Origin of the sequence: Micromonospora sp. NPDC057141 (genome assembly GCF_042670805.1) — a bacterium.
Lineage (GTDB): Bacteria > Actinomycetota > Actinomycetes > Mycobacteriales > Micromonosporaceae > Micromonospora.
Genome location: NZ_JBHUVA010000166.1, coordinates 1 through 1,665 on the forward strand (window position 1 = coordinate 1; position 1,665 = coordinate 1,665).

2 protein-coding genes and 1 pseudogene are annotated in these 1,665 nt (G+C 68.9%); 2 read left to right on the forward strand and 1 reads right to left on the reverse strand.

Annotated elements, in window-relative coordinates:
* Positions 1 to 190, forward strand: a pseudogene (locus ACFT41_RS32215) (IS5/IS1182 family transposase); the annotation flags it as partial.
* A 24-nt stretch (positions 191 to 214) separates the two neighbouring features.
* On the opposite strand, the gene ACFT41_RS32220 reads toward ACFT41_RS32215, so the two are convergent.
* Positions 215 to 952, reverse strand: coding sequence for a DUF2306 domain-containing protein (locus tag ACFT41_RS32220; protein WP_377590531.1), 738 nt, complete (start codon positions 950 to 952; stop codon positions 215 to 217).
* Positions 953 to 1,030: 78 nt separating this feature from the next.
* Here ACFT41_RS32220 and ACFT41_RS32225 point away from each other — a divergent pair.
* Positions 1,031 to 1,665, forward strand: a 635-nt coding sequence (locus tag ACFT41_RS32225; RefSeq protein WP_377590532.1) for a TetR/AcrR family transcriptional regulator, incomplete at its 3' end; no start/stop codon positions are given.

A 1,665-nucleotide genomic window follows, 5' to 3' on the forward strand; every position in this document is an offset into this window, starting at 1 on the left:
CAACCGGCGCAAGAAGGGCGGCAAGGGCGGCCGACCACCCACGTTCGATCCCGTCGCCTACAGGCAGCGTCACGCCGTGGAGTGCGGCATCAACCGGCTCAAACGCAACCGCGCCCTGGCGACCCGCTACGACAAACTCGCTGTCCGCTACGAAGCCACCGTCCACATCTCCATGATCAACGAGTGGCTACCTGCTCATGAAACACGGCCTGGGCTATGCCGGGTCCACGAGCCGGTACGACGGCAACCCGCGTCGGCGGATCAGCCACTCGGCGACGATCACGTTGGGCACCCAGCACAGGAACGGCACCGCGACGTAGGCGGTCTCGAACAGCGCCGCCGGATCCGCGTCCGGCGCGACGAACGGCAACTGGACGGCGATGAGCAGGCCGACCCACGAGCGCAGCGTGACGGCGGCGAACGTGAACGCATAGTTGCGAATCATCCAGGCTTGGTGCTGGCGCAGGTCCCGCCGCCGCGCCGTGTCGAATCCGCGCCACGCCGTGTACGCCCACAGCAGCGCGAGTGCGCCGAATCCGAAGAAGCCGGCCATCCGAGCGTGGTTGAACGGCGCCATGACCAGCGCGCACACCGACGCGATACCCACGGTGAGCAGGTACGCGACGCCGACCGAGCGGTGGGCCACCGGCCACCGGCGGCGTAGTCGGTGAGAGAACTGCCACGGCCCGAGCAGTAGCGCGAGCGAGGCGAGGGCGACGTGGACGTAGAACGCCAACCGCACCGGTAGCGGTGCGCCCACGTAGGTGCCGGCCAGCCCGGCGCCATCGTCGGCGAGGGCGCGCAGACTGGCGCTGGCGTACGTGGACAGCGAGATGCCCGCGATCATGAGCGAGGTGAGCATCACCGCCGTCCAGCCGATTCGGGACCGCCGGGCCGGTGCGCCGAAGGCCGTCCGGGCCGCCCGTGGCGCCACCGCAACCGCGTCACTCATGATCTCTCCCAGGAATATGTTAGTGCCATTCACAATGTGATTCGCACTAACATACGACGTGATGTTAATGTCGTCAACATGCCAGCTGGAGCTGCTCGCCAGACCTACCACCACGGAGCTCTACGGCAGGCGCTGCTCGACGGCGCCCGGGAACTGCTGACCGAGCGCGGATCGGAAGGCTTCAGCCTCAATGAGCTGGCCCGGCGGGTCGGCGTCAGCTCGGCGGCGCCGTATCGGCACTTCGCCGACCGCGAGACACTGCTGTCCGCGCTGCGCGACGAGGGGTACGACCGGTTCGGTGCCACCCAGCTTGCCGCCGCCGCGCAGGCGCACGACCCGGCCGACCGCATCATCCGCCTGGTATCCGCGTACCTGCGCTTCGCCGAGGACAACAACGCGGTATTCGGCATGATGTTCCGGTACTGGTCGTGGACCGAAGTGCGGGCCGACACGTTCGCGCCCCTGGTCGACGCGGTGACCGAAGCGCAGCGGTCGGGTGTTCTGCCCGCCGATCAGTCCGCCTCCGACCTGGCGCGTACGATCTGGTCCACCATCCACGGCCTGACCACCCTGCGCCTCAACGGCGGCCTGGAGAAGCTCGGCCTGGACGCCCCGACGGACCGGCTGATCCGCGACACGTTCGCGGTGATCCTGCGCCGCCCGGCTGGCCAGGACTGTGCCGACCGCGACTCCAGCGGCCGTTCCAGCCCGCC